The organism is Dietzia sp. CQ4 (genome assembly GCF_014145125.1).
Lineage (GTDB): Bacteria > Actinomycetota > Actinomycetes > Mycobacteriales > Mycobacteriaceae > Dietzia > Dietzia natronolimnaea.
Genome location: NZ_JAALDZ010000273.1, coordinates 1 through 26,839, shown reverse-complemented (window position 1 = coordinate 26,839; position 26,839 = coordinate 1). Strand labels below are relative to the sequence as shown.

Below are 26,839 nucleotides of genomic sequence, written 5' to 3'. Positions count from 1 at the left end.
AGGATCCGCGACGAGGTGTTGAACACGATGTCACGGGCGTCGATCCGCGCCAGCGAGTCCACCCGCTGCCCGGTGCGGATCTCGCCCCCGGCATCCCGGATGGCCTCCGCGAGCGCCTCGGTGATGGCCCCGCTGCCCCCGACCGGCAGGGCCCAGCCGAGCGGGGAGTGCAGGAGCGAACCGAGGATGAGCGCGACCGCGGTCGCGGCCGGTGAGGTCAGTGGGGTGATGGCGTGGGCCGAGATCCCGGTGAGCAGTGTCCGCCCGTCCGGGCCGAACGGATCGGCCAGGCCCCCACGGGGATGCGCGCGCACGAAGGCCGCGGCCAGGGCCGCCGTCGCGGCGACCGGGGGGACCGACCGTTGGTCGGACAACGCCGCGGCCACCACCTCGAGGGACCTCTCGGCGGTCGGACCCATGACCCGCCACCAGGCGCGGGCCTCCGCCTCGGAACCCAGGCCCTCGGCGAGGGCGTCGGGGGAGGGGTCGGACGGAACGACGATCGCATCGCGTCCTGCGAGCGCATGGGCCAACTGAACCGGCGGCGTCCTGAGCTCCACCCCGTGTGCGGCGAGGTCGAAATGACGGAAGAACGGCGCGGCGGCGGCCATCGGGTGGACCGCCGAACACGGGTCGACGACGAGGTCCGCGCCGAGATCACCCGGCATGCCGTCCATGGGCAGGGTGCGGCACCCGCCCCCGATGGTGTCCTCGGCCTCGAGAACCACGACGCGACGGCCCGCGCGGGCGCACAGGAGTGCCGCGGCGAGGCCGTTCGGCCCCGACCCCACCACCACCACGTCGGCCCGCACCGGCGCGGAGGACCTCACTCGAACACCGCCAGGCCGTAGGTCCGGCGCAGTTCCTCCAACAACTTCTCCTGGGCCACGGCCTGCTCCGCCAGATCCAGGAGGACGCGTCGGGTGCCGGGTCCGCCCACCTCGTCGTCGTCGCCCCGTGAGGGCTGGTCGGCGACCCACGAGTCCGCGAGCAGTTCCCACATGGAGCGCTTGGCCACCACGAGGGTGCGTAGCGCCTCCAGCAGCGCGAGCCGCGCCAGCGGATCGCTCAGCACCGGCCCCACCGGAAGCACGGAGAACGAGAGACCGGTCGACAGTCGCAGCAGTCGCCGGCCCGGGGTCCCGATGGGGGTCAGCCGGGCCAGCAGCGCGGCGGCGGTGTCGATCTCCTGCTCGAACTGGGCGCGCAGGGGCTCCAGGCGGGTCTTATCGGTCTCGTCGACGGCGCGGATGCAGTGGTCCAGGAGGCTGCGACCCACCGCCGCCCCGTAGAGGTGTGCCCGGAGATAGGAGGCGACCGCGGTCGAGCCGCGCGCGGGGGCGAGGACGGGCATCCAGGGGCTGGGCAGGCGGACCGGGAAACCGGTCGACCGGGGCGGGCGCAACATAGGTGATCCGTTCGTCGGACGTCGGTCGGGGCCTGCGGTGACATCAGCCACGGTAGGCGTCCCGGGCCACCCCGGCCACTGGTCCTCGGCGGTGTGCGGTGGCCTAGACTGGGTGTGCCCAAATTGACACCGAGGAGATCCCACTGTGACAGCATCCGGACGTCCCGTCGTCCTCATCGCCGACAAGCTCGCCCAGTCGACCGTCGACGCGCTCGGCGACGCCGTGGAGGTCCGCTGGGTCGACGGCCCGGATCGTCCCAAGCTCCTCGAGGCCGTCGCCGATGCGGACGCGATCCTCGTCCGCTCCGCCACGACCGTCGACGCCGAGGTGATGGCCGCCGCCCCGAAGCTCAAGATCATCGGTCGCGCGGGTGTCGGCCTCGACAACGTGGAGATCCCCGCGGCGACCGAGCGCGGCGTCATGGTGGTCAACGCGCCCACCTCCAACATCCACTCGGCCGCCGAGCACGCCGTCGCCCTGCTCATGGCCGCCTGCCGCCAGATCCCGGCCGCCGACCGCACCCTGCGCGAGCACACCTGGAAGCGCAGCTCCTTCAACGGCGTCGAGTTGCTCGGCAAGACCGTCGGCGTGGTGGGCCTGGGTCGGATCGGCCAGCTCGTGGCACAACGTCTGGCGGCGTTCGAGACGAACCTCATCGCCTACGACCCCTACCTGCCCGCCGCCCGCGCGGCCCAGCTCGGGATCGAGCTCGTGGACATCGATGAGCTGGTCTCCCGCGCGGACATCATCACGATGCACCTGCCCAAGACCAAGGAGACGGCCGGCCTGCTCGACGCCGAGCGGTTGGCCCGGGCCAAGGACGGCGTCGTGATCGTCAACGCCGCCCGCGGCGGACTCATCGTCGAGGACGCGCTCGTCGAGGCCCTGAGGTCCGGCAAGGTGCGGTCCGCCGCCCTGGACGTGTTCGACACCGAGCCCTGCACCGACTCGCCGCTGTTCGACCTCGAGAACACCGTCGTCACGCCGCACCTGGGTGCCTCCACGAGCGAGGCGCAGGACCGGGCCGGCACCGACGTCGCGCGCAGCGTGCTGCTCGCCCTGCGCGGGGAGTTCGTCCCCGACGCCGTCAACGTCACCGGCGGCCCGGTCGGCGACGAGGTCGCTCCGTGGCTCGACCTCGTCCGGAAGCTCGGACTCATCGCCGGTCACCTGTGCCCGGGTGTGCCCACCACCGTGACCGTCGAGGTCGCGGGCGAACTGGCCGCCGAGCAGGTGGACGTGCTGGGTCTGGCCGCCCTGCGCGGGATGTTCTCCGCCATCACCGACGAGCCCGCCACCTTCGTCAACGTCGGTCAGATGGCCGAGCAGCGCGGGGTCACCCACTCGGTCGGGACCCGCAGCGAGTCGAAGTCCTACCGCAGCACGGTCACGGTCACCGCGGTGGCCGCGGACGGCGCGTCGGCCGATGTCACCGGCACGCTGGCCGGTCTGGACCAGGTGCAGAAGATCGTCCGGATCAATGAGCGCGGCTTCGACATGCGTGCCGAGGGTCAGAACCTGTTCGTCCACTACTCCGACCGCCCGGGCGTGCTCGGAAAGGTGGGCTCCATCCTCGGCGGGGAGGGCATCGACATCCAGGCCGCCGCGCTCAGTCAGGACGTCACCGGTGAAGGTGCCTCGCTGATCCTGCGGGTCGATCGTGCGGTCGCCGAGCCGACCGTCGACCGGATCGTCTCCGAGCTCGACGCCACGGCGACCCAGATCTCCCTGGTCTGAGCGGGGGACGGACATCATGAAGCTCGCAGTCATCCCCGGGGACGGGATCGGTGTCGAGGTGACGGCCGAGGCGATCCGGGTCCTGGACGCGCTCGTCCCAGGGGTGGAGAAGACCGAGTACGACCTGGGCGCGCGCCGGTATCTCCGCAACGGGGAGACCCTGACCGAGGCGGACATCGAGAGCCTCAAGGGTCACGATGCGATCCTGCTCGGGGCCATCGGCGATCCGCGGTCGGTGCCCGCCGGGGTGCTCGAACGCGGGATGCTGCTCCCACTGCGGTTCGCGCTCGACCACCACGTCAACCTCCGCCCGTCGCGGCTGTACCCCGGTTCGGGGACCCCGCTCAAGGACCCGGGTGAGATCGACTTCGTCGTGGTGCGCGAGGGGACCGAGGGGCTCTACACCGGCAACGGTGGGGCGATCCGCGTGGGAACACCCCACGAGATCGGCACCGAGACCTCGGTCAACACCCGTTTCGGCGTGGAGCGCGTGGTGCGCGACGCGTTCGGCCGGGCGCGGTCCCGCCGTGGGAAGCTGACGCTCGTCCACAAGACCAATGTGCTGGTCAACGCGGGTGGGCTCTGGCAGCGCACCGTCGACGAGGTGGCCCCGGAGTTCCCGGACGTCGCAGTCGACTACTGCCACATCGACGCCGCGACGATCTACATGGTCACCGAACCCTCGCGCTTCGACGTGATCGTCACCGACAACCTCTTCGGCGACATCATCACCGATCTCGCGGCCGCCGTCACCGGGGGGATCGGCACCGCGGCGTCGGGGAACATCGACGCCTCGGGATCCAACCCGTCCATGTTCGAGCCGGTGCACGGTTCCGCCCCGGACATCGCAGGACAGGGCAAGGCCGACCCCACCGCGGCCATCCTGTCGGTGGCGCTGATGTTGAGGCACCTGGGCAAGGTCGCCGAGGCCGAGCGCGTGGAGGCCGCGGTCGAGGCGGACCTCGGGTCGCGTGGAGACCGTCCCGTGGTGACCTCCGAGGTCGGCGACCGGATCGTGTCGGCGGTCAGCGCCTAGAACGGGCACCACCCCGCGGCCCGCGGGTGTGAATCGCGTGAAGCGGATCACACCGCGGGCCGTCGGCGTACAGAGTGGACCCATGGACGTCGAACTCGCCGAGGTGAGGGATTTCCTCGCCCGCTGCGCCCCCTTCGACGAGCTGCCCGGTGACCAGCTCGACCGGATCCCCGCGCGGCTCTCACAGCGGTACCACCGCCGGGGAACGGTGATCCTCGACGCCGGTGCCCGGAACGACACCCTGCACATCATCCGGTCGGGTGCCGTGGAGGTGTGCGACCCGGACGGCGTTCTGCTCGACGCCCGGGGCGAGGGAGACTGCTTCGGCTACTCGTCCCTGTCCCACAGCGGGCCCTCGCGCTACCGGATCGTGGCGGTGGCCGACACCCTGCTGCTCGAGATGCCGGCCGGGGTCCTGGACGACCTGGCCACCGAGCACCCTCCTCTGCGGCGGTTCTTCGGCGAACGGAGCGACCGGATCCGCCAGGACCTCGCCTCGGCGCGGCTCGAGGCCGCGGGCGGGGACGCGCTGGGCACGCCGGTCGGGGAGTTGCTCGCCCGCGACGCGGTGACCACCGGCCCCGACACCACGATCCGCGACGCCGCGAGCCTGATGACCGAACGCCGCGTATCCGCGCTGCTCGTGGTGGAATCGGGCCGCGTGGTGGGGATCTTCACCGACCGGGACCTGCGCTCGAAGGTCGTGGCGGTCGACGGGGACACCGGGGCGCCGGTGTCGACGATCATGACCCCGGACCCGGTGTCGGTCGACGCGGGGACGCGCGCGTTCGACGCGACGCTCCTCCAGATCGACCGCGGGGTCCACCACCTCCCGGTCTGCGAGGACGGCGTGCCCGTGGGGATGGTGACGAGCGGGGACCTGCTCCGACTGGCCCAGACCGACCCCGTGTACCTGGCCGCCCGCATCGCCCGCGCGCCCGACCCCGAGGGGGTCGCGCGCCTGGCGGCGAGGTTGCCAGCCCTGGTCGGCGAGTTCGTCCGCCGTGGCACCGCCCCCCAGGACATCGGTCGCGTCGTCACCGCCACCGCCGACGCCGCGACGCGACGGTTGATCTCACTCGCGGAGAGCGGCCTCGGACCGCCGCCCGTGGGGTACTGCTGGGTCGGCCTGGGTTCCCAGGCCAGAGGGGAGCTCGGCGTGGCGAGCGACCAGGACAACGCGCTCATCCTCGACGACGCGGCGGAGACGACACCGGACGCGGACCGGTACTTCGCCGCGTTGGCGGAGGAGGTGTGCGCCGGTCTCGACCGGGCCGGATTCCCGCTGTGTCCGGGCGACGTCATGGCCTCCAACCCGGCGTGGCGTCGCACGTGCAGGTCCTGGGAGCGCCAGGTGGGGGACTGGGTGCGGGCGCCGGGAGCGGACGCCGTCCTGCACTCCCAGGTGTTCCTGGACATCCGCCCGGTGCACGGGGACACCTCGCTGTTCATGCGGGTCCGTGACGAGATGCTCGCTCGCGCCGAGGGCAGTCGACGGTTCCAGGCCCACCTGGCGCGCATAGCGTGCGAATGGCAGCCGCCGCTGGGGTTCTTCCGTGGGTTGGTGGTGGCACGACGGGGTGAGTACCGCAACACCCTGGACCTCAAGGCCGGCGGGATCGCGCCCGTGGTCCAGATCGCGCGCGTGCACGCCCTCTCCGCGGGGCTGGACGAGGTGTCCACCCTCGGTCGGCTCGACGCCGCGGCCGGGGCCGGCGTGATCGCGCGTGCCGACGCGGAGGATCTCGGCGAGGCCTTCCGGTTCCTGCGTGGGCTGACCTACCGGCATCACGCGCGCCAGATCGCGGACGACGACCCGCAGGACAACCACATCGATCCGGGCACACTGAGCTCCGCCGACCGTCACCGTCTCCGCGCCGCGTTCCGGATCATCGCCGGGGTGCAGGGCTCGCTCGCCCTGAAGTACCGGGTCGGCCAGATGTGATGCGCGAGTGGTTCACCGGGTCCGGGCGTCGTCGACGCACGGCACGACGACTTCCCGACGGTCCGCTGCGGACCTACCTCGAGACCCCGCCCCCGGGGCCGTCGACTCCGCTGGCGGAACTGCCCCTGCTGGCGATGGACGTCGAGACCACGGGCCTCGATCCCCGGCGCGACAGGGTGCTGTCCGTGGGACTGGTGCCGGTGGACGGCGACCGGATCGTCCTCGGTGGCGCACAGTCCCTTCTCCTGCGGGCCGACGGCGCCGACGAGGTCGAGGGGGTGGGCCAGAGTGCGACACTGCACGGGATCACCGACGACACGGTGGCGACGGGGGTGGGCGTGGACGTCTTCCTGGACCGGATCTTCGCGGCGTTGACCGGTCGGGTGCTCGTCGCCCACTACAGTCGTATAGAGACCGACTTCCTCCGCGCACTGTGCACCTCCGGGCACGGTGTGCGCCCGCCGTTCGTGCCGGTCGACACCCTCGAACTCCACCGCCGGGTGCTCGGCGCGGGCGTCGACAGTGGTTTCGCCCCCGAGTCCTCGCCGGACGAACTCCGGCTGTGGCGCGCGAGGGAGCGGTACGGGCTTCCCCGCTACCGGGCGCACGATGCACTGGTCGACGCGCTCGCCTGCGCGGAGCTCTACCTGGCCCAGACCGCGGAGCTGCACGAGCGCGGGGTCACGACGCTCCGGGATCTGCGAACGGCATAGGATCGCGGGTATGCGTCTCGCCCGTATCGCCCACCCGCAGGGGTTCGCCTTCGTCGAGGTCCGCGGGGATGTCACCGATCCCGCCACCCTCACCTGCGCGGAGATCTCGGAACACCCCTTCGGAACCCCCGAGTTCACCGGCCGCGAATGGCCGCTGGCCGACGTCCGGCTGCTCGCTCCGATCCTCGCCTCCAAGGTGGTGTGCGTCGGTAAGAACTACGCGGAGCACGCCGAGGAGATGGGGTCCGAGGCGCCCTCCGAGCCGTTGATCTTCCTGAAGCCCAACACCTCGGTGGTCGGCCCCGAGGCAGGGATCGCGTACCCGCCCAGCTCGGAGCGGGTGGACCACGAGGGTGAGCTCGCCGTGGTGATAGGTCAGCCCTGTCGCGACGTCTCGGCCGCCCGCGCCCACGAGGTGATCCTGGGCTACACCTGCGCCAACGACGTGACGGCGCGCGACCAGCAACTCGCGGACGGTCAGTGGACCCGCGGGAAGGGGTACGACACCTTCTGCCCGCTGGGCCCCTGGATCGTCACCGACCTCGACCCCAACGGCCTCGACGTCCGCACCACCCTGCACCACCCGGACGGGTCCTCGGAGGTGCGCCAGGACGGCAACACCTCCCAGTTCATGCACACCGTCGGGGAGATCATCGAGTACGTCAGCAGGGTCATGACACTGCTCCCGGGCGACGTCGTGTTGACGGGAACCCCGGCCGGGGTCGGCCCGATGCTCCCCGGCGACCGGGTCACCGTGGAGATCGAGGGCATCGGAGCGCTGACCAACCCCGTCGTCGACAGGTAGGTCTGGTCCTCAGCCCCTGACGGTCGATGCCCGGTCGGGGCCTCCGGTCACACGGCGCCGAGCGCGGTGAGCACCGTGCGGAGTTTGGCGGCGGTCTCGGCCACCTCGTCGTCGGGGTCGGAGTCCGCGACGAGCCCCCCGCCCGCCCAGGCGATGGCTCCGGAGCGATCGGCGTCGATCTCGGCGCATCGGATGGTGACCATCCAGTCGCCGTCGCCGCCCGCGTCCGCCCAGCCCACCGCTCCCGAGTAGAACCCCCGCTCTCCCTCGATCCCCGCGATCACCCGCCGCGCCTCGTCGGTGGGGGTTCCGCACACGGCGGGAGTCGGGTGGACGGCCAACGCGAGGTCGAGCGCCGTCGTCCGTGGGTCGGCCACCCGCCCACGGATCCGCGTTCCCAGGTGCCACATCTCGCGGGTGGAGGTGAGCGACGGGTGCTCGGGGATCCGGAGATCCCGGCAGAGGGGGGCGAGCGCCGTCGCCAGGGAGTCCACCACGAACGCGTGCTCGGCGGCGTCCTTGCCCGAGGCCTGCAGTGCACGCCCCGAGGCCTGGTCCTCCGTCGTGTCGCGGGAACGGGGGGCTGATCCGGCGAGCGGATGGCACTCCACCACGTCACCGCGGCGGCGGACGAGGAGCTCCGGGCTCGACCCCACCAGGACCCTGCCGGTGTGAACCCCGCCGGCGGGGGACAGGTCGACCAGGAAACCATCGGCGGACGGGCTCGAATCGATGAGCGCCGCGCACACCGCATGGGGGTCGATCGGGTCCTCCGCGAGCAGCCGGACCGCGCGCGCGAGCACCACCTTGTCCAGTCCACCGGCCCGTATACCCGCGACCGCGGTGGCCACCCGTCTCCGGTGGGCCTCCGTCGAGGGGAGCTCCTCGACGACGCGGGCGCGCGTGCGGATCGATCGGAAGTAGGCGGGGGGCTCGAGGGGGCCGTCGGTCCGGACCACGATGTCGGGTTCGACCAGCGCCGCCGGCGCGTCCGGCTCGAACCCTATGGCGCCCACCACCAGTCCGCAGTGACCGGACCGGAGGGCCAGCGCCGCGTCGGCGGGGTCGGGGAAGGCGCGGAGGGAGCCCTGGGTCCGCAGCGATCCGGTGTGGCGGGACAGGAGGAAATCCGGAGCGGTGACAGGCCTGGCGGCGTCGGGGTGGGGCCCTGACGCCACGGCTCGCCTCCTCGACTCCGATGTGCGTGGATCGCGCCTGAGTGGCGGGCCACGGGTACCCGCCGATCCTAGGCCGGTCCTGCGCGGGGGTGCGAGCCGGGACCGTCACTAGGATGGTGCGTATGACAGCCCCAGACGTCCGTGTCCGCTTCTGCCCGTCGCCCACCGGTACTCCTCATGTAGGGCTCGTCCGGACGGCGCTGTTCAACTGGGCCCACGCGCGGCACACGGGCGGGACCTTCGTCTTCCGCATCGAGGACACCGACGCCGCACGCGACTCGGAGGAGTCGTACCAGGCCCTGCTCGACGCACTCCGGTGGCTCGGACTGGACTGGGACGAGGGGCCGGAGGTGGGCGGTCCGTACGCCCCCTACCGCCAGTCCGAACGACGTGACCAGCACCTCGATGTGGTGCGCAGGCTCGTCGACGCCGGGGAGGCCTACGAGTCCTTCTCGACCGCCGAGGAGGTCGAGGCGCGCCACCGGGCCGCCGGGCGCGACCCCAAACTGGGGTACGACGGGTTCGATCGCGACCTGACGGAGGAGCAGAAGCAGGCCTACCGCGACGAGGGCCGTGGCGCGGTGATCCGGCTGCGGATGCCGGACGAGGACCTCGGGTGGGACGACCTCGTCCGCGGGGAGACCGTGTTCAAGGCCGGCACCGTTCCGGACTTCGCACTCACCCGCGGCAACGGGATCCCGCTGTACACCCTGGTCAACCCTGTGGACGATGCGCTCATGCAGATCACCCACGTCCTGCGCGGCGAGGACCTGCTCAGCTCGACCCCCAGGCAGATCGCGCTCTATCGTGCGCTCACCCGGATCGGGGTCGCCGACCGTGTGCCCGAGTTCGGGCATCTGCCGTTCGTCATGGGGGAGGGCAACAAGAAGCTGTCCAAGCGGGACCCGGAGTCGGATCTGTTCCTGCACCGCGACCGAGGCATGCTGCCCGAGGGGCTGCTCAACTACCTGGCACTGCTGGGCTGGGGACTGTCGGACGACCGCGACGTGTTCTCCCTGCAGGAGATGGTGGAGGCCTTCGACGTGCGCCAGGTCAATGCCAACCCCGCGCGTTTCGACCAGAAGAAGGCGGACGCGATCAACGCCGAGCACATCCGGCGGCTCCCGCCGGAGGAGTTCGCGCGTCGGCTGAGGGACTTCCTCGAGGCACACCCGTCCGAGGACGGACTGACGCTGCCCGCGGAGCTGGACGGTGATCGTTGGGCGGTCCTCGCGGAACTGGTGCAGACCCGCATCGTCGTGCTGTCCGACGCGTGGGACCTGATCCGCTTCCTGGTGGTGGACGAGTCGGAGTTCGTCGTCGACCCCAAGTCCGCCGCCAAGAACCTCAAGGCCGATGCGCGTGAGGTCGTGGACGCGGCCGTGGCCGCACTGGAGTCCGTTCAGGAGTGGTCCACCCCCGCTATCGAGGCCGCGCTCTCCGGGGCGCTGGTCGACGAGCTCGGGATCAAGCCGCGCAAGGCCTACGGTCCGGTGCGGGTCGCGGTGACCGGATCGCACATCTCCCCGCCACTGTTCGAGTCGCTGGAACTTCTGGGACGCGAGGTCACACTGGCCCGCCTCCGGGCCGCGCCCATCGCTGAATGACCAGGCGATTTGCTATTCACCCTCGGTGCTTTGATACTCTCTTCGAGGTCGCCCCGCACGGGGCGGACAAGTGAATACAGTGGCCTATGGTGTAATTGGCAACACAGCGGTTTCTGGTACCGTCGTTCTAGGTTCGAGTCCTGGTAGGCCAGCTGAGCGCGTTGTAGCGCTCACTGCAGCGGTTCCTCGCGGATCCGCGTCCTGAGCCCCCGTCGTCTAGCGGCCTAGGACGCCGCCCTCTCACGGCGGTAGCGTGGGTTCGAATCCCATCGGGGGTACACACGAGAACGCCCGGAGCATCACGCTCCGGGCGTTCTCGCTATTTCGTCGCGGTGCTCTCCACGGCGGTCGCCACCACCGTGTCACCCCTCTGCCCGGCACCCACCCGCTCGGCCCCGTCCACCCGGCCCCGCCCTCGCAACCGGATGAGGTGCCGTGCGTGCTCGTCGAGTGCACGGTCCTCCGCTGTCAGCGGGGTCCAGTGCGGGACCGGGGTGGGTCTGAGATCCGGGCCCAGAGCCGCGCACACGGCCAGGCAGTGGGTCGTCAGCACCCGATCAGGTGACGTGGGCTCCCCGGACCGGACGTGGACGGACACGTGCATCGTCTCGTGACCGGTGTGCAGGAGCCTGGCCTCGACCTCGACGACGTGGCCGATCCTCACCGGGTGGTAGAAGCGCACACCGCCGGCGTACACGGAGGTGCACGGGGTGCCCGACCAATGGGTCGCGCACAGGTTCGCGGCGTCGTCGATCCACGCCATGATGCGCCCCCCGTGCACGTTGCCTCCCCAGTTCACGTCGCCGGGGGCCGCGAGGAACCGCAGGGCCGATCGGGGTGCGGTTCCCGCGTCGGTGTAGCACTGGTCGGCCATGGCGTCCTCGATGTCCTTCCGCAGGGCGATGCGCATCACCGCCTCGTCGGACTCGTGGACCTCCAGCCGGGAGGCGGGCCGCCAGGACGGCACCGGGGAGGGTCTCCCCGCGCGGACGGCGATGAAGACGACCAGGCACTCCGCGCAGTGCCGGTAGTCGAGGGTCACGGGATCGCAGGCCCGGACGTCGCACTGGATGTGCATCGAGGTCGAGCCCGTGTGGACGAGTCGTGCGGACACCTCGACGAGTTCCCCGGCCTCGATCGGTCGCGAGAAGCGGACATTGCCCACATAGGCCGTGACGGCGTACCCGCCGGACCACACCGCGGCCTGGGCGTACGCGGCTTTGTCGATCCACTCGAGGATGCGGCCGGTGTGCACCTGGTTCCCGGTGCCGACGTCGGTCGGGGCGGCGAGGAAACGCAGGACGGTCTCTCGGGGAGTGTTCACGCTGGGCAAGCTATCGCCGTCGCGTAACGGGGCGGTTGCCGCGGGTGTGGATCTCGTGTCGGTGTGCTCACCCCGGTCCGGCGTCGCGGTGAGCACGCCGCCCGGTCGCACGGGTGGATCCGCCGCGACGGTCAGTCGACGGTCTCCTTGAGGGGGTCCTCCCGGATGAACAGCAGCAGCACCGTGGCGATCAGCAGGAGGGGGACCACGACGAGGAAGATCGGCACCAGGGCGTCGTTGTATGACCCCACGATCGCGTCGTGCAGGGGCCCCGGGAGGCCGGCGAGGATCTCGGGGCTCATCGAGTTGGCCGCTCCGGAGCCCTCCGCGAACGACGAGGCCACCTCGGCTCCCTCCGGTCCCATCGCGGCTGCCGCGGCCGGGATCCGGTCTCCCATGAGGTCCGCCAGACGGCTGACGAAGAGCGACCCCACGATCGCCGATCCCAGCGTCCCCCCGATCTGGCGGAAGAAGTTGTTGGAGGCGGTGGCGGTCCCGACCATCGACACGGGGAACGAGTTCTGGACTATCAGGACGAGCAGCTGCATGCACAGGCCCAGTCCGAAGCCGAACACGAACAGGACCGCTCCGAGGTGCAGGAGGGTGTCGGAGGCCTCGAGGGAGCTGATGAGCCACAGGCCCACGGACATGAGGACCGTCCCGACCACGGGATACCACTTGTAGCGGCCGGTTCGGCTCACGATGTTGCCCACGACGATGGAGGTTCCCATCATCCCCGCCATCATCGGGGTCATCATCAGGCCGGCGTCGGTGGGTCCGAGCCCGTGGACCATCTGGATGTAGGTGGGCAGATAGGTGATGGTCCCGAACATCGCCACGCCGATGATGAGCCCGGCGGCCGTGGAGAGCGCGAAGTTGCGTTCCGCGAACAGGGTCATGGGGATCAGCGGGTGCGGCGAGCGCAACTCGACGAGGACGAACGCCGCGGCGCAGGTCACGAACAGCACGGCGAGGCCGAGGATCACGGGGTCGGTCCACGGATAGCGGTTTCCGGCCCACGAGCAGACGAGGATGAGAGCCGTGGTGGCCGTGACCATGAGGACGGTGCCCGGCCAGTCCGTGTTGCGGCCCGTGCCGCGGGTGGGCAGCTTCAGGTAGAGGACCGCCACCACGAGGGTGAGCAGGCAGATCGGCAGGTTGAACCACAGCGCCCAGCGCCAGCCCGGGCCCTCGGTGAAGAACCCGCCCAGGAGCGGACCGAGGATCGACGACAGTCCGAAGACGGCCCCCATGACCCCCATGTACCGGCCCCTCTGCCGGGCGGGGACGACGTCGGCGACGATGGCCTGGGACAGCACCATCAGACCGCCACCTCCCAGACCCTGGATCGCGCGCGAGACGATCAGGATGTCGATGCTCCACGAGAGGGCGCCGAGCACGGAACCGCCGAGGAACAGCAGGATGGCGGCGACGAAGAGCGGTTTTCGGCCGATCTGGTCGCCGAGCTTGCCGTACACGGGGAGCCCGATGGTCATGGTGAGGAGATAGACGGTGATGACCCAGCTCATCTTGTCGACCCCGCCGAGGTCCGCGACGATCGTGGGCAACGCGGTCGCGAAGATCATCTGGCCCAGGGACACGATGAGCATCCCCAGCAGCAGGGACGTGAAGACCAGCGGCACGTTGTGGGATGTCGGAGCCGGTCCGGTGGATTCGCGATCGTCTGTGGCGATGATGCCGGTGTCGCTCGTGCTGGTCTCGCTCATGCTGGTGTCGTTCCTGACGTGGTTCCCGTGGTCTCAGGAGAGGTGGTCCCGGCCGGTGTGATCCCGGCCGGTGTGGCGTCGGGGGGCGCGGTGACGAGAAGTGCGAGCTGCCGGAGCGCGAGGGCGCACTCGGCGTCGAGCTCGGCGAACGTCGCGGCCTCCCGTGTCAGCCAGGTGGACAACCCGAGGTTGGCCGAGGCGGCCACGAGAGCCACGTAGGCACGTGCCTCCGCCCTGGGCGCGACCCCGTCGAGGCGGCGCAGGGCCGGGTGGCGCTCGAAGTGCTCGGTCACCAGGTCCACCAGACGGAGTTGGACACGAGATGACGCGGTCACGCGGGCCACCCCGAGGTCCGGGTTGGCCCGGACTATTTCCGCTCGACGGTGGGCCAGGGTCGCGGTCTGGGCGTCGTCCGCGATCCGCGCGGCCGCGAACGTCGCGAGAAACAGTCGCAGGAGAGCCCCGGGGACGTCCGGGTCGGCCGCGTCGAGGAACTCGCGGCGGCCCGCCCGTGGGATGTCCCGGGGTGGCGAACCGATGACGGCGGCCTCCTTCGAGGGCACGTAGTTGAAGAACGTGCGCTTGGAGACCTGGGCGGCGGCGCAGATCTGGTCCACCGTCACACAGTCGTACCCGTGCTCGAGCACGAGGGAGGTCGCGGCGTCCTCGATGGCGAGCATCGTGGCACGCCGTTTGCGCTCGCGGAGGGAGTCCGGTTCCGGCGGTGAGGTCACCAGGGAAGTCTACAGAAAAGTAGACCGAGTGCATATTTGCACCGGGTGAACCATGCCCGGCCCGCCGATTTTGTGGAGCGCCGGTCGGGTCGCTACAGTACGAGGCGTACCAGGCCCCCGTCGTCTAGCGGCCTAGGACGCCGCCCTCTCACGGCGGTAGCGTGGGTTCGAATCCCATCGGGGGTACAAGAGACATGGCCCCCGGCTTCTTCCGAAGCCGGGGGCCGTGTTGTTTCTCGTGAGCCGAGGTCACCAGGTGAAGAAGCCCTGGCCGCTCTTCTTCCCGAGATCGCCGGCTTCCACCTTGTCCCGCAGGATCTGTGGCGGGGAGAAGCGCTCACCGAGTCGCTCGGCGAGGTACTCGGCGATCGCCAGCCGCACGTCCAGGCCGACGAGATCGGTAGTGCGCAGCGGACCAGTCGGATGTCGGTAACCCAGCTCCATGGCAGTGTCGATGTCCTCGGCGGAGGCGACCCCCTCCTCGACCATCCGCATGGCCTCCAGCGCCAGCATGACCCCGAGTCGGGACGAAGCGAAGCCGGGGGAGTCGGTCACCGACACCGCCGTCTTGCCCAATCCGTCCACCCAGGCCCGGGCGCGGTCGACGAGCGCGGGATCTGTTTGTTCGCCCACCACGATCTCGACCAGGGCACTGGCCGGCACCGGGTTGAAGAAGTGTAGGCCGAGGAAGCGCTCCGGCCTGGCAAGGGACGCTGCGAGGTCGTGGATCGACAGGCTCGAGGTGTTGGTGCCGATCCACGCGTCCGGCGCGGAGGACTCGATGGCAGCGAGGACCCGGGACTTGAGCTCCGGACGCTCGGGAACAGCTTCCACCACGAGTTCGCACCCGGCCAGCGCTGACGGGTCGTCGGACACGTCCACACGGGCCAGGACCGCGGCCGGATCGCGGTCGAGGTGGCCGCGCTCGGAGGCCTTCGACACGGAGGCCTCCAGCCGGGTGCGCGCGGCCGAGGCAGCGTCCTCCGTCGCCTCGATGACGGTCACCCGGGATCCGGAGGCGAGAAAGGCGTAGGCGATCCCCGCCCCCATACGTCCTCCGCCGTAGACGCCGACGTGTTCAGGCACGGTCATTTCTTCCTCTTCTCCAGGAAGGCGGTCATCCGCTCCTCCTTCTCCTCGGTCTCGAACAGCACGGCCTGGGTCAGGTCGTCGATATAGGGGTGGGCATCTCGAGGCGCGTGGAAGGCCGCCTTGGTCAGCCGCACCGCGAGCGCGGACTGTCGGGAGACCCGCTCCGCCAACCGTTCACCGGCGGCGAGGAGCTCGTCGGGTTCCACGAGCTCGCTGACCAGCCGAACCGCCAGTGCCTCCTCCCCGGTGAGAACCCGTCCCGCCAGCAGGATCTCCTTGGCCAGGGGCTCGCCGACCAGTTCGCCGAGTCGCCAGGACGCCCCCGCAGCCGCGAGGATGCCTAACCCGGGCTCCGGATTGCCCATGCGCAACCGGGAGGTCCCGATGCGCAGATCGCAGGCGTAGGCCAGTTCCGCGCCTCCGCCTAGGGCGTGTCCGTCCAACAGCCCGATGACGGGCATCGGCAGTCGTCGGATGCGGTCGAACAATCCCGAGTTGATGCCGCGGAGGGCGTCCTCTCGGCGCCGATGGCGGAGTTGCGCGATGTCCGCACCGGCGGCGAAGACCCCGCCCTTTCCGCCGAGCACCAGGATCCGGGGGTGGCTCTCCAGCGTGTCGCACACCCGGTGAAGCTCGTCGACCATCGTCTGGTCGATGGCGTTGCGGGCCTCGGGCCGATCGAGCAGTACCACGACGCGGTCGGGGAGCTCGTCCACATCGAGAACGGTGTACTCCGCGGTCATGACCGCACCCCCTGGCGTTGGTTCACTTCGGCCTGGAAGGCCACGCCGCTAGCGAGAGCGGACTCGACGGACGCGATGTCGAGGCCGGACTCTGTCAGTAACCGGCGGGTGTGTTCACCGTGTGCGGGGACCGCACCCATCGGGGCCTCGAAGTCCGAGAATGTCCCGGGTGGTAGCAGCGCCGGAACGGTTCCGTTCTCGATGTCGATCTCCCGCCACCGTTCGCGCGCCCGGAATTGTTCGTGGTCTACAACGTGAGCGAGGTCCTTGAGCTGGGCTGCCGGGACCCCTGCCTCCGAGAGTCGGTGGTCGAGCTCGGATGTCGACCACCGGCGGGTCAACCGCGCCACCTCCTCGTCGCACTCGATTCGGTGGGCGACCCGGTCGACGTTGGTGAGGAACCGTGGGTCGCAGGCGAGCCCGGGGGAGTCTAAGACGTCGTTGGCAAGCGAGCGCCAGCCGGAGTCGGTCTGGACCCCGATGAGGATCTCGCCGTCGGCGGTGGGGTAGCGGTCATACGGGGCGATCGCGCTGTGGCCCACCCCCCGTCGCTCCGGTTGTCCGCCCGTGGCCAGCTGGGTGTAGAGCGCGTGGCCCATCCACTCGACCGTTGCCTCGAGCATCGACACCTCGATGGTGGCTCCCACCCCGGTGCGAAGGCGACGCAGCAGAGCCGCGAGGATCGATTGCGCGAGATACATACCGGAGGCGATGTCCGCGGTGGGGATCCCGGTCTTGGCCGGATGGTCGGGCGTGCCGGTGAGCGAAATGAGGCCCGAGTCGGCCTGGATCAGCATGTCGTAGGCCTTTCGAGACCCCAGCGGGCCACCGGTCCCGTAGCCGGAGAGGGAGGCCACGATCAACCCGGGGTGCTCTGCCCTCAGGGTCGCGGCGTCAACCCCGAGTCGGGCGGCCGCGCCCGGCGCGAGGTTCTCGACGACGACGTCGGCCCGGGCCACCAGTCGGCTCACGACGCACCTACCCTCGTCGCTCTTCAGGTCGACGGCGAGCGACTCCTTGCCACGGTTGAGCCAGACGAAGTGCGCCCCCGTTCCGTTGACCACATGGTCGTAACCCCGGGCGAGGTCGCCTCCGCTGACCCGCTCCACCTTGATCACCCTGGCGCCGAGGTCGGCGAGATTACGGGTGGCCAGAGGCGCCGCCACGGCCTGCTCGAACGCGACCACCGTGGTCCCCTCCAACGGGAGCATCACAGTGCCTTCTTCGCGGCCCGGACCAGGCCGCCGCCGACGATGAGACGCTGGATCTCACTGGTCCCCTCGTACAGGCGGAGCAGGCGGACGTCCCGGTAGAGCCTTTCGACGGGTACGTCACGCATGTAACCGGTACCGCCGTGCACCTGGACGGCGAGGTCAGCTGCGTTGCCGGCCATCTCCGTACAGAACAGTTTCGCCGCGGAGGGGGCGATGCGTCGGTCCACCTCGGTGACCCACAGACGGGCCGCCTCGCGCACCATCGCCCGGCCGGCCATGACCCCGGTCTGGATGTCGGCGATCATCGCCTGGACCAGTTGGAAGTCGCCCACCACACTGCCTCCCTGGGTTGCCGTGACCGCGTGGGCGACCGCTTCATCGAGTGCCCGCTGGGCGCACCCGACCGCCAGGGCCGCGACGTGGATTCGGCCGCGGGCCAGCGAGGTCATCGCGGCCTTGTAGCCGGACGCCGCGTCACCGCCCACGAGGGCATCCGGTCCGACCCGGACGTCGGAGAAATTCACCGTTGCCGTGCGGGAGCCCTCCTGGCCCATCTTGGCGTCCTTGGGGCCCACTTCCACACCCGGCGCATCGGCGGGGACCAGGAAGACGGCGATGGTGCCGCCGTCGCCACCGGCGTCGGGGATCCGGGCGAAGACGACGAAGAGGTCTGCGATCGTGGCGTTGGTGATGAATTGTTTGGCACCATCGATCACGAAGTCCTCGCCGTCGGGACGGGCGCTGGTGCGCAGGCCGGCGGGGTTGGAACCGGCACCGGGTTCGGTCAGCGCGAACGAGGCGACCACCTCACCTGAGGCGATCCCCGGCAGCCAACGTTCCTGCTGCTCGGGGGTCCCGAAGCCGACCAGCACCTGGCCGGCGATGCCGTTGTTGGTCCCGAACATCGAACGGAACGCCAGGCTGGTGTACCCCAGCTCCATCGCGAGTTCGACGTCCTGGACGAGGTCGAGTCCCAGGCCTCCCCACTCGTCCGGGATCGCGAAGCCGAACAGGCCCATATCCTCGGCCTGCCGGCGCAGGTCGTCGGGGATTGCGTCTGTGGCCATGATCTCGGGCTCGCGCGGGACGACGCGCGTGCGGACAAAACTGCTGATCTGATCGAGGACCTCGGCGAACACGTCGTCGGGTACCGCAGGGTTTCCGGTGTACATACCTGACACTCTCCACACGTTATTGATGCGAGTCCAATACCTATTGGGCTCCCACTGATACCCTTCACGCATCGACCTCGTCGGGCGCGACGTGAAGGGGTGGGAAATGGATATCGCTCAGGTGCGCGCATTCCTGGCTGTGGCCGAAGACCTGCACTTCCGACGCGCGGCTGAGCGACTCCACATGTCCCAGCCGCCGCTCACCCGGACCATCCAGGCGTTGGAGAAGGAGCTCGGGACGACCCTCTTCGACCGGAGCACCCGAGCCGTGGAGCTCACACCGTCGGGAGCCGCCCTGATCGGGCCGGCCCGCGAGGTCCTCGAGGCGGTGTGGCGAGCCGAGGAGGCGGCCCGCTCGGCCGCGCGCGGCGACATCGGCCGGGTCCGGTTGGCGTTCGCGGGGGTGTCGAGTTACGAGCTGGTCGCGGAGCTCGCCCGGCGGGTGCGGTCGGAAAGGCCGGGAATCGAGCTGGAGCTGGCGAGTCAGACCTACGCCCAGCCCGCGCTCCGCCTGCTGATGTCCGGGGACGTCGACCTGGCCCTCGGGCGCTGGGACGTGATTCCTGATGACCTGGGCAGTCGGGTGGTGGAGAGCGACGAGCTGGTCTGGGCGCTCCCGGCCACCCATCAGTCGGCGGAGGGCGCCGAGTTGACCGCCGCCGAACTAGCTGACCTCCGGCTGATCTCGTTGCCGGAGCATCAGGGGTCCATCCTCGTCGACCGCGTGCGCCTGCTGGCGCAGGGAGCGCGGGTGGTGCCGGATTTCGCGCAGGTCGCCCCGGACACTCAGACCGCGCTCGCTCTCGTGAGTGCTGAGGTGGGCGCCCACCTCACGTTGCAGTCCGTCGCGCGCAGGGTGACCGATCCCCATATCCGATACCTGCCACCGCCGGAGAACGAGGTGAGGGTCCTGCCGGACGTCCACCTCCGAGCCGCATGGCGGGGTCGCGACGCGAATCCCGCGGTGGAGACCGTGCTCGACCTGCTCTTCGAGCTCTCGGGCGAGCGTTGACCCCGCTCGACAAGCTGTGGGAGCAAGCGAGGAGATTTCAGGCGGACAGCGTGTCCTGGTCGATCCCCAGCTCGCGCAACTTGCGGTAGAGGGTCGTGCGGCCGATGCCGAGGAGGGTTGCCGCGGCTGAACGGTTGCCACCGCTCTCGCGCAGAGCCGAGACGATCTCTGCGCGCTGAACCGATTCGATTCGGCTCAGTCGGCGGCGTTCCGCAGCCTCCCACATGGTTTCGGGCAGGTGGAACGGGTCGATGGTCCGCCCGGGGAACTCGTCGGCCAGATCCAGCAACACCCGGCGGAGCTCCGCGACGTTTCCCGGCCAGTGCCACCGCAGCAGGGCCTGGAAGGTGGCCGCCGACAGTATCGGCCGCCGGGGGGCGTCGAGCCGGCCGAGGATCGCCTCGGCCAACGTCGGAATTTCGTTCTGCCGTGAGGAGAGCGCGGGCACAGTAAGTGGGGTGCCCCATCGGGCCAACTCATTCTTGAGGTAATCGGGCGAACGGTCGGGGTCGACGGTGGCCACCAGTCGTGCGCCGGGTGTGCGCTCCACGGCGTCGCGGAGAAGTCCGGGGACGGCTCGTTGGGCGGGCGGCAGTTCCTCCAGTCGTCGGACGATCACGGCTCTACCGGCGTCGAGTGTGCTCAGTGCGACCCGCAGTTCGGGTCCACTAGTCCGGAGTTGCGCGGCGAACACGACTACGGGCTCCGGCTGTCCCTGGCGATCAAGGAGTCGACGCGCCGCGTGACACTTACCCGCCCCGGCGGGACCGGTGACGAGAACCGGGCGCGCCGCAAGGTCGGCCGCTGGCAGAGCAGTGGCGATCTCCTTGGGCGATGCCGGACGGCCTCGCAGGCGAGGCGAGCCCTTGTCGAGAATCTCCACCGCGAACGCCGGTCGGTCGCGGGCCCCCAGGGGATGAGCGATCAGGCGCGTCGGCGTGCCGTCGAAATCCAGTTCGATCAATCGCCGACCGTCGGTCACACCTGCAACAAGGGCTTCCCACAATCGCGCATGCGCCTCGGCGTCGAGGAAGGCCACCCCTGAGACGCTCGAGATGACCGTCTCACTGTCCATAACCACGACGGGACCGCGACCGCGTGCCCGACGATAGGCTCCGACCAGCGCCGAGTCCCTGATGAGCTCGCCCGAGGTCAGTTGGTCCGAGACCGCCCGGGCGCCCTCACGGGTCAGGGCGAGCATCATCCGTTCGGCGCTGTCGACCGGCGCGGCGAGCGACAGGGAGCCCATTGCCCGTCCGGTGATCGGATGGCGGATCGGTACGCCTGCGCAGGCCAGGCCCTCCAGTGCCTCGTTGAAGTGCTCGGGCCCCCGGACGAATACCGAGGTGTTCTCCTCGATCGGGGTTCCCAGGCCGTTCGTGCCGATGGTCGTCTCGGAGAACAGGAATCCCTCGGCGGCGTAGGCGCGGTCAAAGCGTTCGCGATCTCCGGGATCCGCGATCCGGCGGTCGATCACCTGGCCGCTGGCGTCCGCGAGAAAGATCGCCGTCCCCAGATCATGGACGGTGGTAGCGAGCCGGTCGAGGACCGGCCGGGCCGCCCGGCGCAGTTCACTATCGGGATCGAACTCATCGCGATAGAGGAAGTCGCCTGACCCCCGCGACGCTCCGGCGCTGATCGAGCGTCGCCAGCTGCGGTCGATCTCGGCGAGTAACCATCCGGGTGCCGGCCCCGCAGCACTCAGGGGCCCGGCGCGGATGAGAGCCTCCTTCGCCGAGCGGACCTCCTCGGCGCTGACGACGTGACGATTCGCAGTCACGCCCGGACCAGCCCTGATGTTCTCGCCATGGCGCCCATTATGTGTCACCTGTCACAAGCGGGCCAGCCCGTTGCGCGTGACCTCGTTGCCGGATCAGGTCCGATTGATCCGTTCGCGGCATCAATGCATATGGGATGACTCACGTCGGACTATTCGGCTGTGACCTCGGCCGGGGTTTCGACGGTGTTCCGAAACGGAACACATTCGGCCCGACAGCCGATCCTAGTGTTCTGCATCACATCCCCGGGAGGTGCCCGGGACCGTAGGAAGGACGCCGCGATGACCACCGAGCAGGCAACCACCGCGCAGACCACGACCGCGCAGACCACCACAATTCAGCCCACCATCGACCACGATCCGCTCAAGGATCTCTACACCGACTGGTCCGAGATCCTCGGTACCACCGAGGGCCTCACCGTCCGTCTGTTCCGCAGCATCTTCGACGAGTGGCACCAGCCCACGGCCGAGCCGACGGACGTGACCTATGAGGAGGGTGTCGTCGGAGGAGTCCCCGGTATCTGGTGCCGACCCGTCGGTTCCGACGCCGGACAGGTCCTGTTGTACACCCACGGTGGTGGATTTTCGGTGGGATCGGCGTCCAGCCACCGCAAGCTCGCGGCCCACGTCGCCAAGGCCCTCGGTGTCCAGGCCTTCGTGCTCGACTACCGTCTCGCTCCCGAGCACCCGCACCCCGCCGGGCTCGAGGACGCTGTCTCGGTCTTCCACGGCCTGGTCGACTCCGGCATCACCCCGCAGAGCATCACCACCATCGGTGACTCCGCCGGCGGCAATCTCGCGGTGGCCACCGCCCTCGCGCTGAAGGAGCGGGGCGCCCCGCTGCCGGGTGCGGTGATCGCGTTCTCCCCGTGGCTCGACATGGAGAACAAGGGCGAGACCCTCGACACCAATGACGCCACCGACGCGCTCATCACCCGCGGTCTGCTCGAAGGCATGATCGCCGGCGTCCTGGGCGATTCGGTCGACCCGAAGACGCCGCTGGCCAATCCGCTCTACGCAGACTTCACGGGTTTTCCCCGCCTCTACATCACCGCCGGTTCGGTCGAGTCACTGCTGGACAACGCGACCCGCTTGCACGAACTGGCCACTGCTGCCGGGGTCGACTCCACGCTTTCCATCGGTGAGGGCCAGCAGCACGTCTACCCCTTCAACGCAGGCAGGACCCAGGCCGCCGACGACGAGATCGACGCTGTCGCCGCCTGGTACGCAGGCTGACCAGCGACCACCACAGACCAGACCCACCCCGGAGGACACCATGATCACCTCGACCCACACCGCACCGACCACCACCGCACCGACCACCACCGACTTCGACGTTGTCGTCGTGGGCGCGGGTTTCGCCGGCCTCTACTCGCTGCACAAGCTCCGCAACGAGCAGGGCCTGCGGGTCCGAGTCCTTGAGAAGGGCTCCGGGGTGGGCGGAACCTGGTTCTTCAACCGCTACCCGGGCGCCAAGTCAGACACCGAGAGCTTCGTCTACAGGTACTCGTTCGATGACGAACTGCTGCGTGAGTACGACTGGACCACGCGGTACCTCGAGCAGGAGGACATCCTCGCCTACATCCAGCACGTGGTCGAGCGCTACGACCTCATGAAGGACATCCAGCTCGACACCGAGGTGACCGGGGCTGCCTGGGACGAGGCGAGGGACCACTGGAACGTGAGCACGGCCGCCGGCGAAGAGTTCACCTGCAAGTACCTCGTCAACGGCCTGGGGCTACTCGCCAAGACCAACATCCCTGACATCCCCGGTATGGACGACTTCGGAGGTCGGCTGGTCCACACCAACGCCTGGCCCGAGGACATGGACATCTCCGGCAAGCGGGTCGGTGTGATCGGGACCGGCTCCACCGGGACCCAGTTCATCGTCGCCGCCGCGAAGACTGTCGACCACCTCACGGTGTTCCAACGGTCGCCGCAGTACTGCGTGCCCTCGGGCAACGGCCCCGTCGACCCGGCCGAGGTAGAGCAGACCAAGAAGAACTTCGACGCCATCTGGGACCAGGTACGCGGTTCGTCGGTCGCGTTCGGTTTCGAGGAGAGCGCGGTCGAGGCCGGGAGCGTGACGGAAGAGCAGCGCCGGCAGGTATTCCAACAGGCCTGGGACCGCGGCAACGGCTTCCACTTCATGTTCGGCACGTTCAGCGACATCGCCACCAACCCCACGGCGAATGAGGCCGCGGCGACGTTCATCCGTTCGAAGATCGCGGAGATCGTCGAGGACCCGGAGACAGCCCGCGCGCTCACCCCGACGGAGCCCTACGCCAAGCGGCCCCTGTGCAATGAGGGGTACTACGAGACGTTCAACCGCGACAACGTGTCGCTCGTCCCTGTCAAGGAGAACCCGATCGTCCAGATCACTCCGAAGGGCGCGCGGACGGCGGATGGCGTCGAACACGAGGTCGACATCCTGGTCTTCGCGACCGGCTTCGACGCGGTGGACGGGAACTACCGCGCCATGGACCTGAGGGGCCGCAGTGGGATGCACATCAACGAGCACTGGGCCGACGCGCCGACCAGCTACCTCGGGATCACCACCGCGAACTTCCCGAACATGTTCATGATCCTCGGTCCCAACGGCCCCTTCACCAACCTCCTGCCCAGCATCGAGACCCAGGTGGAGTACATCGCCGAGCTGATCGAGAACGCGGTCGCCCGCGGTCGCGCCGTCATCGAGGCGACCAGCGAGGCGGAGAACGAATGGACCGCCACGTGCGAGGAGATCGCCAACATGACGCTCTTCCCCAAGACGGCATCGTGGATCTTCGGCGCGAACATCCCCGGCAAGAAGAGCACCGTCATGTTCTTCCTGGGCGGCCTCGGCATGTACCGACAGATCCTGGCCGACGTCCGGGAGAACGACTACCGGGGTCTACGGGTCACCGCACCGGCCAGGGCCGCAGTGGCCTGAGGTGCCGAATCCGTCCATACGATCACGAGAAGCGAGGAACCATGCGCGCGTTCGCCATCACCGATCCCGGTGACCCGACCCTGTCGGACATCGAGATCCCCACCCCCGATCCGCGCGGCACCGAGGTCCGCCTCCGGGTCCTGCGCTCCGGGGTCTGCCACACGGACACGCATCTCCGAGAGGGCTACTACGACCTGGGGGGCCGGGGGAAGATGCACCTCACCGACAGGGGTGTGCCGTACCCGCTCGTGATGGGCCACGAGATCGTCGGCGTGGTGGAGGCGATCGGTCCCGACGCCGCCGGCGTCGAGGTCGGTCAGACGCGTCTGGTCTACCCGTGGATGGGGTGCGGAAAGTGCGCGGTATGCGAGGCCGGTCGGGAGAACGCCTGCCCCCGGGGCCGGAACATCGGAGTCGCGCGATCCGGCGGATACGCCGAGCAGGTCGTGGTGCCACATCCGCGCTATCTGGTGGACATCGGGGGACTGGACCCGAGCTGGGCCGCGACCATCGCCTGTTCCGGCCTGACCGCGTACAGCGCGGCCAAGAAGGTCCTGCCGCGGCCGGCTGGCGAACCCGTCGTGGTGATCGGAGTGGGCGGCGTGGGCCTCACCGCCGTCGCCACGCTCCACGCCCTGGGTCATCGCGCGATCGTGGCGGTGGACGTCTCGGATGCGAACCTCGCCGCCGCGCGTGACCTGGGGGCGACCGGGACCGTCCGGTCGGACAGTGACGACGCTCGCGCCCTGCTCCTCGAGGCCACCGGCGGCCCGGTCGGGGCCGTGGTCGACTTCGTCAACAACGGGCCGACCGCCTCGCTGGCCTTCGACGTGCTCGCCAAGGGCGGGCACATGGTTCAGGTGGGTCTGTTCGGTGGGGAGATCACGATCCCCACGGCGTTGCTGGCCCTGAAGATGATCACGATCGAGGGCAGCTTCGTGGGCACCCTAGACGAGATGCGCGAGGCGGTCGACCTCGCACGCCAGGGGAAGATCCCCGGCATCCCGGTGACCGAGGCCGACCTGGACCTTCCGGGTGTGGCCGAGGCACTCGACCGACTGGTCAGCGGCGGGGTCACCGGCCGCATCGTTCTGAAAGGACAGGACAAGTGAGTAGATATGCCACCACCGATCCCCGAACCGGGGAGGTCGTCGCCCGGTACGACGCCATCAGTGACGCTGAGGTAGACGCCGCAGTCGGGCGGGCCGACGACGCCTACCGCGACTGGCGCCGGACCGATGTCTCCGGTCGAACCGCCGTCCTGCAGCGCGTCGCCGACATCTATCGCGAGCGGAAACAGGAGCTCGCCGAGCTGATGACGCTCGAGATGGGCAAGCCGGTGGCGCAGGCACTCGGCGAGGTCGAGCTGGCCGCGCGGATCTATGAGTACTACGCCACGACGGCCCGGGACTTCCTCGAGGAGGAGGTGCTCGACATCTCCGGACCGGGTCGGGCGGTCGTCCGGACCGAGGCCATCGGACCCCTGCTCGGGATCATGCCCTGGAACTTCCCGTACTACCAGGTAGCCCGCTTCGTCGCACCCAACCTGCTGCTGGGGAACACGATCCTGCTCAAGCACGCCCGCAACTGTCCCCAGGAGGCGCTGGTGATGGAGGAGATCCTTCTGGACGCCGGCGCACCGGAGGGGGTCTACCAGAACCTCTTCGCCACCAGCGAGCAGCTGGGAAGGGTCATCGCGGACCCTGCGATCCGTGGCGTCTCGTTGACCGGTTCGGAGAGGGCCGGGGAGGCCGTGGGCCGACAGGCTGGAGAGCATCTCAAGAAGTGCGTCCTCGAGCTGGGGGGATCGGACCCCCTCATCGTGCTGGGGGATGCGGATCTCGCCAAGACGGCCTCCGCGGCCGCCACCGGGCGGTTCGCGAATGCCGGACAGGCCTGCACCTCCTCCAAGCGGATCCTCGTCGAGGACCCCGTGTGGGACGAGTTCCTGGCTGCCTTCCTCGACAAGGCCCGCCAGTGGACGCTCGGCGACCCGGCAGACCCGGACACGCGGATGGGCCCCATGTCCTCCGCCGATGCCCGATCCGAGCTGGCCGACCAGGTCGCGGACGCGGTATCCAAGGGGGCCACCGTTCACCTCGGTGGGGAGGTCCCCGAGGGCGAGGGCGCGTACTACCCGGCAACGGTCCTCACCGACGTCACCCCGGACATGAGGGCCTACCGCGAGGAGCTGTTCGGGCCGGTGGCGGTACTGCACCGGGTCGACTCCGCCGACGAGGCGGTGGAGATCGCCAACGACAGTCCCTTCGGGCTCGGTGCCGCGGTGTTCGCGGGCGACCCGGTGCGCGCCCAGGAGGTGGCGGAGCGTCTGGAGACCGGGATGGTCGGCATCAACACCACCATCAAGAGCGCCCCTGACATGCCCTTCGGAGGGGTCAAGAGTTCCGGCGTCGGCCGAGAGTTGGGACGGTTCGGACTGGACGAGTTCTCTAACAAGAAACTGGTCCACCGGGTCTGAACCACGGGTCACGTCGCCGCAGCCTAGAGTAACACCGTGCCGCGGTCACCCATGTCCTCCACGGGGCCGTCCCGCCCCGCCGCCGGCCCCGACCGCCGCACGGTACTGCGTGCTGCGGTCGCGGCCGGACTCGGGCTGGCGGGCCTGTCCGCGTGTGGGGCGGGAGGGGGGTCGACGACGACGAGTCCGGCCACCACGTCGAG

General features: G+C 69.7%; 23 protein-coding genes and 3 tRNA genes. 14 read left to right on the top strand and 12 right to left on the bottom strand.

All coding sequences use genetic code 11. The annotated features are described in order from the left end of the window. Both G6031_RS14670 and G6031_RS14665 read right to left on the bottom strand, forming a co-directional pair. Positions 1–830 (bottom strand): FAD-dependent oxidoreductase (locus G6031_RS14670; RefSeq protein WP_182653645.1); only part of this gene is annotated, 830 nt, incomplete at its 3' end. Further along, the gene (locus G6031_RS14665; protein WP_179525515.1) at positions 827–1,408 is read right to left on the bottom strand and encodes a hypothetical protein; all 582 of its coding nucleotides are present in this window, start codon (positions 1,406–1,408) and stop codon (positions 827–829) included. The genes G6031_RS14665 and G6031_RS14670, both read right to left, overlap by 4 nt. A 145-nt stretch (positions 1,409–1,553) precedes the next feature. On the opposite strand from G6031_RS14665, the gene serA reads away from it, so the two are divergent. The 5 genes from serA (at position 1,554) to G6031_RS14640 (ending at position 7,645) form a co-directional block, all read left to right on the top strand. Continuing rightward, a complete protein-coding gene (serA, locus tag G6031_RS14660) occupies positions 1,554–3,146 on the top strand; it encodes a phosphoglycerate dehydrogenase (protein ID WP_182653644.1) in 1,593 nt (530 codons plus the stop codon). 16 nt (positions 3,147–3,162) lie between these two features. After that, positions 3,163–4,182: a 3-isopropylmalate dehydrogenase gene (locus G6031_RS14655; protein ID WP_182653643.1), complete on the top strand. Its 1,020-nt coding sequence runs from the start codon at positions 3,163–3,165 to the stop codon at positions 4,180–4,182. An 82-nt stretch (positions 4,183–4,264) separates the two neighbouring features. After that, on the top strand, positions 4,265–6,127 hold the full coding sequence (locus G6031_RS14650) for a DUF294 nucleotidyltransferase-like domain-containing protein (RefSeq protein ID WP_182653642.1): 1,863 nt from the start codon (positions 4,265–4,267) through the stop codon (positions 6,125–6,127). Continuing rightward, positions 6,127–6,840: an exonuclease domain-containing protein gene (locus G6031_RS14645; RefSeq protein ID WP_182653641.1), complete on the top strand. Its 714-nt coding sequence runs from the start codon at positions 6,127–6,129 to the stop codon at positions 6,838–6,840. Before G6031_RS14650 ends, G6031_RS14645 begins: the two co-directional genes overlap by 1 nt. Before the next feature lie 10 nt (positions 6,841–6,850). Then, positions 6,851–7,645, top strand: coding sequence for a fumarylacetoacetate hydrolase family protein (locus G6031_RS14640; protein WP_182653640.1), 795 nt, complete (start codon positions 6,851–6,853; stop codon positions 7,643–7,645). A 47-nt stretch (positions 7,646–7,692) separates the two neighbouring features. Here the strand turns inward: G6031_RS14640 and G6031_RS14635 are convergent, their stop codons facing one another. Then, on the bottom strand, positions 7,693–8,823 hold the full coding sequence (locus G6031_RS14635) for an isochorismate synthase (protein WP_182653639.1): 1,131 nt from the start codon (positions 8,821–8,823) through the stop codon (positions 7,693–7,695). Positions 8,824–8,945: 122 nt separating this feature from the next. On the opposite strand from G6031_RS14635, the gene gltX reads away from it, so the two are divergent. From gltX to G6031_RS14620, 3 genes are all read left to right on the top strand, one after another. Next, positions 8,946–10,430, top strand: coding sequence for a glutamate--tRNA ligase (gltX, locus tag G6031_RS14630; RefSeq protein ID WP_182653638.1), 1,485 nt, complete (start codon positions 8,946–8,948; stop codon positions 10,428–10,430). Between the two features lie 80 nt (positions 10,431–10,510). Beyond that, positions 10,511–10,582: transfer RNA gene (locus G6031_RS14625), tRNA-Gln, on the top strand. 53 nt (positions 10,583–10,635) lie between these two features. Further along, a tRNA-Glu gene (locus G6031_RS14620) sits at positions 10,636–10,708 on the top strand. A gap of 41 nt (positions 10,709–10,749) precedes the next feature. On the opposite strand, the gene G6031_RS14615 is transcribed toward G6031_RS14620, so the two are convergent. From G6031_RS14615 to G6031_RS14605, 3 genes are all read right to left on the bottom strand, one after another. Continuing rightward, positions 10,750–11,754 (bottom strand): hotdog domain-containing protein, encoded by a 1,005-nt coding sequence (locus tag G6031_RS14615; protein WP_347238507.1) that lies wholly within the window; start codon positions 11,752–11,754, stop codon positions 10,750–10,752. Positions 11,755–11,885: 131 nt separating this feature from the next. Continuing rightward, positions 11,886–13,481 carry an MDR family MFS transporter gene (locus G6031_RS14610; RefSeq protein WP_187702313.1) on the bottom strand — a complete coding sequence of 532 codons (1,596 nt, stop codon included), beginning with the start codon at positions 13,479–13,481 and terminating at the stop codon, positions 11,886–11,888. Continuing rightward, positions 13,478–14,215, bottom strand: coding sequence for a TetR family transcriptional regulator (locus tag G6031_RS14605; RefSeq protein ID WP_182653637.1), 738 nt, complete (start codon positions 14,213–14,215; stop codon positions 13,478–13,480). The genes G6031_RS14610 and G6031_RS14605 overlap by 4 nt, the downstream gene beginning before the upstream one ends. Positions 14,216–14,328: 113 nt before the next feature. Between G6031_RS14605 and G6031_RS14600 the strand changes: the two genes are divergently transcribed. After that, a tRNA-Glu gene (locus G6031_RS14600) sits at positions 14,329–14,401 on the top strand. Between the two features lie 63 nt (positions 14,402–14,464). Here the strand turns inward: G6031_RS14600 and G6031_RS14595 are convergent. The 4 genes from G6031_RS14595 to G6031_RS14580 are packed head-to-tail and all read right to left on the bottom strand — an operon-like array spanning position 14,465 to position 18,436. Next, on the bottom strand, positions 14,465–15,307 hold the full coding sequence (locus G6031_RS14595) for a 3-hydroxyacyl-CoA dehydrogenase family protein (RefSeq protein WP_182653636.1): 843 nt from the start codon (positions 15,305–15,307) through the stop codon (positions 14,465–14,467). Then, positions 15,304–16,050: an enoyl-CoA hydratase/isomerase family protein gene (locus G6031_RS14590; RefSeq protein WP_182653635.1), complete on the bottom strand. Its 747-nt coding sequence runs from the start codon at positions 16,048–16,050 to the stop codon at positions 15,304–15,306. The genes G6031_RS14595 and G6031_RS14590 overlap by 4 nt, the downstream gene beginning before the upstream one ends. After that, positions 16,047–17,261 carry a CaiB/BaiF CoA-transferase family protein gene (locus G6031_RS14585; protein WP_182653646.1) on the bottom strand — a complete coding sequence of 405 codons (1,215 nt, stop codon included), beginning with the start codon at positions 17,259–17,261 and terminating at the stop codon, positions 16,047–16,049. Before G6031_RS14585 ends, G6031_RS14590 begins: the two co-directional genes overlap by 4 nt. Beyond that, positions 17,261–18,436: an acyl-CoA dehydrogenase family protein gene (locus G6031_RS14580; RefSeq protein ID WP_182653634.1), complete on the bottom strand. Its 1,176-nt coding sequence runs from the start codon at positions 18,434–18,436 to the stop codon at positions 17,261–17,263. Before G6031_RS14580 ends, G6031_RS14585 begins: the two co-directional genes overlap by 1 nt. Before the next feature lie 106 nt (positions 18,437–18,542). Between G6031_RS14580 and G6031_RS14575 the strand changes: the two genes are divergently transcribed. Then, a complete protein-coding gene (locus tag G6031_RS14575) occupies positions 18,543–19,448 on the top strand; it encodes a LysR family transcriptional regulator (RefSeq protein ID WP_182653633.1) in 906 nt (301 codons plus the stop codon). A gap of 37 nt (positions 19,449–19,485) precedes the next feature. On the opposite strand, the gene G6031_RS19240 is transcribed toward G6031_RS14575, so the two are convergent. Further along, a complete protein-coding gene (locus G6031_RS19240) occupies positions 19,486–21,228 on the bottom strand; it encodes a helix-turn-helix domain-containing protein (RefSeq protein WP_182653632.1) in 1,743 nt (580 codons plus the stop codon). 279 nt (positions 21,229–21,507) lie between these two features. Between G6031_RS19240 and G6031_RS14565 the strand changes: the two genes are divergently transcribed. Genes G6031_RS14565 through G6031_RS14550 form a run of 4 tightly spaced genes read left to right on the top strand, consistent with a single transcriptional unit; the run spans position 21,508 to position 26,636 of the window. Beyond that, positions 21,508–22,461, top strand: a complete 954-nt coding sequence (locus G6031_RS14565; RefSeq protein ID WP_182653631.1) for an alpha/beta hydrolase — start codon at positions 21,508–21,510, stop codon at positions 22,459–22,461. 40 nt (positions 22,462–22,501) lie between these two features. Next, entirely contained in the window at positions 22,502–24,157 is a 1,656-nt protein-coding gene (locus tag G6031_RS14560) for an NAD(P)/FAD-dependent oxidoreductase (protein ID WP_182653630.1), read from the top strand. A 41-nt stretch (positions 24,158–24,198) separates the two neighbouring features. Continuing rightward, positions 24,199–25,269, top strand: coding sequence for an alcohol dehydrogenase (locus G6031_RS14555; protein WP_182653629.1), 1,071 nt, complete (start codon positions 24,199–24,201; stop codon positions 25,267–25,269). Beyond that, positions 25,266–26,636, top strand: coding sequence for an aldehyde dehydrogenase family protein (locus G6031_RS14550; protein WP_182653628.1), 1,371 nt, complete (start codon positions 25,266–25,268; stop codon positions 26,634–26,636). Before G6031_RS14555 ends, G6031_RS14550 begins: the two co-directional genes overlap by 4 nt. Before the next feature lie 23 nt (positions 26,637–26,659). On the opposite strand, the gene G6031_RS18685 is transcribed toward G6031_RS14550, so the two are convergent. Further along, the coding region (locus tag G6031_RS18685) for a hypothetical protein (RefSeq protein ID WP_206682166.1) at positions 26,660–26,839 on the bottom strand (180 nt) is incomplete at its 5' end.

Bases quoted from the DNA above. Each gene is read 5' to 3' on its own strand.
- G6031_RS14560 (WP_182653630.1), top strand. From the start codon at position 22,502: ATGATCACCTCGACCCACACCGCACCGACCACCACCGCACCGACCACC.
- G6031_RS14580 (WP_182653634.1), bottom strand. From the start codon at position 18,436: ATGTACACCGGAAACCCTGCGGTACCCGACGACGTGTTCGCCGAGGTC.
- G6031_RS14610 (WP_187702313.1), bottom strand. From the start codon at position 13,481: ATGAGCGAGACCAGCACGAGCGACACCGGCATCATCGCCACAGACGAT.
- G6031_RS14590 (WP_182653635.1), bottom strand. From the start codon at position 16,050: ATGACCGCGGAGTACACCGTTCTCGATGTGGACGAGCTCCCCGACCGC.
- G6031_RS14645 (WP_182653641.1), top strand. From the start codon at position 6,127: ATGCGCGAGTGGTTCACCGGGTCCGGGCGTCGTCGACGCACGGCACGA.
- G6031_RS14555 (WP_182653629.1), top strand. From the start codon at position 24,199: ATGCGCGCGTTCGCCATCACCGATCCCGGTGACCCGACCCTGTCGGAC.
- G6031_RS14565 (WP_182653631.1), top strand. From the start codon at position 21,508: ATGACCACCGAGCAGGCAACCACCGCGCAGACCACGACCGCGCAGACC.
- G6031_RS14650 (WP_182653642.1), top strand. From the start codon at position 4,265: ATGGACGTCGAACTCGCCGAGGTGAGGGATTTCCTCGCCCGCTGCGCC.
- G6031_RS14595 (WP_182653636.1), bottom strand. From the start codon at position 15,307: ATGACCGTGCCTGAACACGTCGGCGTCTACGGCGGAGGACGTATGGGG.
- G6031_RS14575 (WP_182653633.1), top strand. From the start codon at position 18,543: ATGGATATCGCTCAGGTGCGCGCATTCCTGGCTGTGGCCGAAGACCTG.
- G6031_RS14640 (WP_182653640.1), top strand. From the start codon at position 6,851: ATGCGTCTCGCCCGTATCGCCCACCCGCAGGGGTTCGCCTTCGTCGAG.
- G6031_RS14655 (WP_182653643.1), top strand. From the start codon at position 3,163: ATGAAGCTCGCAGTCATCCCCGGGGACGGGATCGGTGTCGAGGTGACG.
- G6031_RS14665 (WP_179525515.1), bottom strand. From the start codon at position 1,408: ATGTTGCGCCCGCCCCGGTCGACCGGTTTCCCGGTCCGCCTGCCCAGC.
- gltX (WP_182653638.1), top strand. From the start codon at position 8,946: ATGACAGCCCCAGACGTCCGTGTCCGCTTCTGCCCGTCGCCCACCGGT.
- G6031_RS14585 (WP_182653646.1), bottom strand. From the start codon at position 17,261: ATGCTCCCGTTGGAGGGGACCACGGTGGTCGCGTTCGAGCAGGCCGTG.